The organism is uncultured Eudoraea sp. (assembly GCF_947258525.1).
In the GTDB taxonomy this organism is placed as follows: Bacteria; Bacteroidota; Bacteroidia; order Flavobacteriales; family Flavobacteriaceae; genus Eudoraea.
Genome location: NZ_CAMYIP010000068.1, coordinates 1 through 5670, shown reverse-complemented (window position 1 = coordinate 5670; position 5670 = coordinate 1). Strand labels below are relative to the sequence as shown.

Here is a 5670-nt window from a genome sequence, read left to right as displayed (position 1 = left end):
ACGCTATCTAAAAAGTGGTTCAGGATCTGCTTTTCGAAACAAAAGATTAATTTAACAAGCAAGAAGATATCTTAGTAGGAAAAACTGCAGGTAACCTCCCCGGCTCCACCTACGCCCTCCGTAGCTATTGCATATCCAAATATCATGACCTTAAAGTTTAATTAAAGGTCAAAATGTAGACTATTTATTTAGTACGTCAAAATAAACTTTTAAACTATGAGGTTAGGTAATTATTGAAAAGTTCAATAAAACGGTGGTCAATAGAAGCCTATATTCAATTCTGATAAAATTTCAATAAATAAAGTCCTCAAATTTAACAACACAGTAAATCGTGAGCATCAAAAACATTTGTCCTGGTAGTCTAAGAGGCTAATAGTAGACAGTATACTTTAGTACAGTTGGGAACGGTATTTCGCATCAGGATATACATTTACTTCAAAAGATATTTTGAGAAAGATTTCGATAGCATCTACATAATACTCTGTACGCCAAAAAAGGCAAGCACGTTATTCATTAGGAGGTTTCTTATATACATACAGCAGTCTGATTCTTGTGGGAATCACCGTCGCTGAAAATCCCCAAGGTTCCTCAAAAACATGGACTATGGCCATCTGATAACCTGTTCCTTGCTTTATTAAAAGGGAAACCACTAATCCTTGGAACAACCACTGTTTGTAAGCCCTAAACCTCATTTATACAGAAAATAGGGCTATTCGTACAAAAAATGTCAGTAAATAACTTAATATTAATACATTTGATAGGAAAGTCTAAAACAACTTAGACCTTTCAACACCATTATTAATACACAACGGAAACTATTTGGCCCCCGTCCTAATAGTTTTTAAGGGGTTGGCTAACATCGAAAAATATGAAAATCCACAAGTACATTAAAATTGCCATTGTAGTGATCAGTACAGGTCTTTTAAAAGGGTGTGACAGTTGCAGACCAGACCAGTCTAATTTTGCCCTCATAGGTTTTCAGGACATTCCATCCGGAGAAACCTATACCGTTGTTGAAGATATCCCTGGAGATCAGACCATTGATTTTATTGGCCGGGTATATTACCCCTCATACGATGAAGATGCCATACAAGATATTGCTGACGGAATTGACCCTGATTTAAACGGTGTTGAAGTTTCGGAGGGTCCACATCCGCTGATTATTTTTGGCCATGGGCAATACAGTGTGGGTGCTCCCAACAACTACCTGGGAATGACTAATTTAATGCACCATTTGGCCTCATGGGGATATATTTGCATCTCTGTTAACCTGGATGTATTACAGGGACAATGGGCGAGCCACCAACAAGGGATTCCGCAACGTGGCGAATTGATGCTGCATGCTGCAGATTTTATGATCGCCCAAAACAGCAATTCCAGCTCCATCTTTCACAACCGAATTGATGTAAACAAAATTGGCCTGATAGGCCATTCACGAGGAGGTGGTGGAGCCGTTTCAGCAGTGAATGCTAATGGATCAATTTCTTCTCCACGACCCATTGAAGCTGTAGCCACGATTTCACCGGTTGATTTTTTTGTACAACCTGTACAGGAAGCTGTACCCCATATATCACTTTATGGCACCTGGGATGGAGATTTAAGCAGTGGTCATGGGGTTCGCTTATGGAGCGGTGGTACTAGACAAGCCGACAAGCTGTTTGTCGAGATCTATGGTGCAAATCACTTTCACTTCACGGATAGTGAAAATTATGCCGGCGAAGTAGAAGACATTACACGCGATGAACATCATGAATTATCCCAGGGTTTTTTTAACGCCTTTTTTGACAAACACATCAAAGGCTTAGACCGCTATGATTGGCCACTGTACCTCACCGGGCAAAGACGCATCAATAGCGTGGATTATTACATTCAATACCTCACCAATGATTTTAGATCCATTGATACCGGCGGACCATTGGGAACAGAAACGACCAATAATTTAGGCGGAGCAAATGATGGAACAAGCTTAGTCCTGTTCGATGATAAGCAGCTTACAACCTCCTCGGAACATTTCTATAATGCCGGCCCCGGCTTAATTGCCCATTGGGATGCCAACGGGGATGAACTTCTATTTAATTTTCCCAATCAAAATGCCTCTGCTTATTCACATCTTAATTTCCGACTATCACAACGACCAGATATCAGTCTGAATACCGCCGATAGAAAAAAGAATTTTAAGGTAGAACTACGTGATGCAACCGGCGCAACAAGTAACGTTGCCATTTCCAATTACTTGGATGGCCTGCAATATCCGGATGAAAATGGATCCATTTCCAGCGCATCTTCATCTCAATTCAAGAGTATTCCAAGAACCTACAGAATTCCTCTATCAGATTTTACCGGAATCGATATTACCCAACTTAACAGGGTTACCCTTAAATTTGATGAGGCAAACACCACCGGTTTCGATAATACCTCTGGTGCCATAGCACTGGATGATTTAGAGTTCACAAAAATATGAAAATCCAAAAAAAAACAATCATATTATCCGCTGCATTTCTGGTACTAGCTATCACCAGCTTTCAGGTAGTTAAGAACGAATTTTCTCCTGCAGAATTAAACCGTGAAGACAATGTAACAGTCATTGTCCCAAAAGCAGAAGTACTACCAAAACAAGAAATAATACCTATGCGGGTAGATAAATTTGAATTTCATAATCTTGGAGAAGGTACAGATACCGGAAACCCGGGAGACATACTACAAACCATCAGCGGGCAAGGGTTTTATTACACCTCACGCTCCCCCAGGTTGTTGTTTGGTAAGGAGTATATTGTTGAAAATACTGAGGTAAATAAAGCGGGGACGGAATTATACGTCATATTGTCTAAAGAAGTTCTTGAAAACTTTCAAAAGTTAGATTTTAAACAAGTTGTGGTTTTTATGGGAGATGATCCTAAAGCAAAGGGTGTTGCCACGTTTCAAATCTCTCCTGATTCGTATGCAGATATTAAAGCGGAAAAAACGGTGGTCCTGAAATATCAACGAGGATATTTTATAAGAGAATAATTGCCTAACGCTAAAATTCTATTCGTCCATAAAGAGCTCAATAAACTTGGGTGGTAGCTATTTTGTAATCATCTAGAAATTCACAAATCTACTAAACAAATAATTTTGATAAGCATTGATTTAACCCCGCGCTTAATTCCACTTTCCATAATTAGCATATACTACTAAAAAATAGTTCAATAATTCGGTGGTCCAAGTAAACTGTGTGTGCCCTTAAAACACGAATTAACGAGACCATTAAAAGAGACCACGAATGGGACATTCTTAAGAAAAGTTTTGTGCAAATTTGATTATTAGCTAGTTAAGTGATTAATATGAAATTTTTAGTCAGCTAATAGTCAATTTTTTTTGTGAGCTAGTAAAAAAGCTTTGTGTTTAGATAATTCCTGAAACTTTCTAGCCTATATGCATAATAGTTATACAAAATGATAAACCAGTTACTATCAACTCTCGCTAGATAAGCTGAAGTATACCAAGAGATAGGTAAAGGCCGAAAAATCCTTAATAATCAGTTTTTTTTCTATGCAATCGGATTTCTCAAAACGCTTCTCAACCATCTGTACATTAATTAATACCACCCATACAAAATATGTAAGGGCGAAAGGAGGAAACTACTATTTTTAAAGATACATCTTACAATCTATGTTGATAAGTTCTATTATGGTTAGTGCTTTAGTTCTGTGCTAAGCATGTAATATTTTTAATATAGGGTTATCGTTGATCTCCTTGTATGAAGTCTGGATCCCGGTCAGAATCTACCAAGGGATGACATTACATAAATCTTAAACATGGATTCTAACTTAGATATATGTATTGAGGCATACCTTCCATATGTATTCCCCCAATGGTTGGCCACATGAGGATGATGAGCATGAGCCTTAAATTTTTTTTTTGAATTAGTGCTGCCTTACTTGGTTAAACAAGTTTTTAGAGGCAGATAGATAAAATACCTGGATAACTCAAAAATCAGACTTATATAATTTAGCCCCACAATCTGAGCACTATGACTCCACAATCCATTCTCACGGGAGAGGTAAATTCCCATTTAAAGCTTTTGAAATTGAAAAACGAATTTGTGCATATGCAAATCTTGCATATAGGCGCAATTCCGACCTTTATGAACACATATTTAATTAAGAATAAGATTACCCACAACCCGGTAAATCATCCCCTGGAAGATAAGGAAATTGATATAATACTAGTAAATGGGGAGCATGGTACCGACGATGTCCTTACTGGATCCCTTAAGCAAATAAGGCCTATTGTAACTTATACAAAATCTCATTATACTCAATCTGAAAATGACGATATCCCCTTTGTGCTCATTCCAATTTTAGTAAAGTACCTGTTAAAGCTTAAGGAATCCATAAGTTATATGAACAGAAAAAAAGCGCTCAACACAGCAGACCGATTTTTACATAAAATAACTGCTGCCATTGACGAGAATATAGATGATCATACCCTCACCATGAAAAAACTGAGCAATCTGGTTTTTATGAGCCGTAGTGCCTTCAGCAAAAAGATTAAAAAATACACAGGACTAAAACCAACCGAATATATCAATCATTACAAGCTGGAAAAAAGCAAACACTTGTTATTGGTAACCAATTGGCAGATTAGTAAAATTGCCGATCATTTGGGATTCTGTTCTCAAAATTACTACTGCCGCTTATTTAAAAAAAATGAGGGCATGAACCCCTCCCAATTCAGAAAAGAACATCAAAATAAGCCCCCCATTCCCCAACCAAAAACTCCTGGCTACCTAAGACCAACTTTATAAGCTTAAAAGCGATTCGCTTATTTTCTTGTATCCGTCAAAGGCAACATAAATAGTTGTTTTGAAGGTTTCCATATATACCGAAATGTCAAAAAACTCCCTCGTTAGACAATTTGACCCAATGTACCCAATACTGTAAAATCTTTACCCAATAGTGCAAATCAATCCTGTTAGAGAAAGCTATATTTAGAAAATGAAACCACACTTGATCATAAAACTCAAGGATCAACCAGATAATCCGAAGTTCGATTATTGGGAATCATTGATTTCAGATAAAAGTAATTTAAGTACCCGATTCATTCCTAGTGTGGATGCGATTCTCAATGACAAATACAAATACGATTTCATTGCTTCACAAAACTATAAGTCAAAAAACAAGGACTGGTCATCAGATGAATTAAAAGCAGGATTAAACAGGATTTACAGACTTATTTTGCTTACTAACAATAAGGAAATTCCAAAGGAAATGGTAGATGAAATTTCATTGATACCACATATTTCCTATATCAATACAGGACAAATAATCTCGAGCACAATTCCAAAGCAAACCTATGCTTCTTCACAAAGTTTGAGTTCAAGATATCCAAACCATTCCATCTATTTAAAAGAGGCACATCAATGGATCACTGGTCATCCAGAAATAAAGATTGCTGTATTAGATACTGGTATTGAGACTTCCCATTCTGAGTTTAATGAAGGGTCTTCTAATAGATCCCCAAAATTCGCTGGTGATAAGGATTTTGTAAATATTATTGATGGCGCTCAACAATTCGTTGGCGATTATTTGGATATGGATGAGATCCCTGATGATAAAGTAGGTCATGGAACCCATGTCGCCGGAATACGTGGTTCCTATGGCAATAAAATGGCGGTTGGGGTCGCACCTG

General features: G+C 37.4%; 4 protein-coding genes. All 4 read left to right on the top strand.

All coding sequences use genetic code 11. The features are described 5' to 3' along the window. Nucleotides 1-868 precede the first annotated feature (868 nt). The gene (locus Q0X89_RS05370) at nt 869-2461 is read left to right on the top strand and encodes a hypothetical protein (RefSeq protein ID WP_297691889.1); all 1593 of its coding nucleotides are present in this window, start codon (nt 869-871) and stop codon (nt 2459-2461) included. Beyond that, a complete protein-coding gene (locus tag Q0X89_RS05365) occupies nt 2458-3006 on the top strand; it encodes a hypothetical protein (protein ID WP_297691887.1) in 549 nt (182 codons plus the stop codon). Before Q0X89_RS05370 ends, Q0X89_RS05365 begins: the two co-directional genes overlap by 4 nt. A 1117-nt stretch (nt 3007-4123) precedes the next feature. Further along, nucleotides 4124-4786, top strand: a complete 663-nt coding sequence (locus tag Q0X89_RS05360) for an AraC family transcriptional regulator (RefSeq protein WP_297691885.1) — start codon at nt 4124-4126, stop codon at nt 4784-4786. Nucleotides 4787-4976: 190 nt separating this feature from the next. After that, nucleotides 4977-5670 (top strand): S8 family serine peptidase (locus Q0X89_RS05355; protein ID WP_297691883.1); only part of this gene is annotated, 694 nt, incomplete at its 3' end.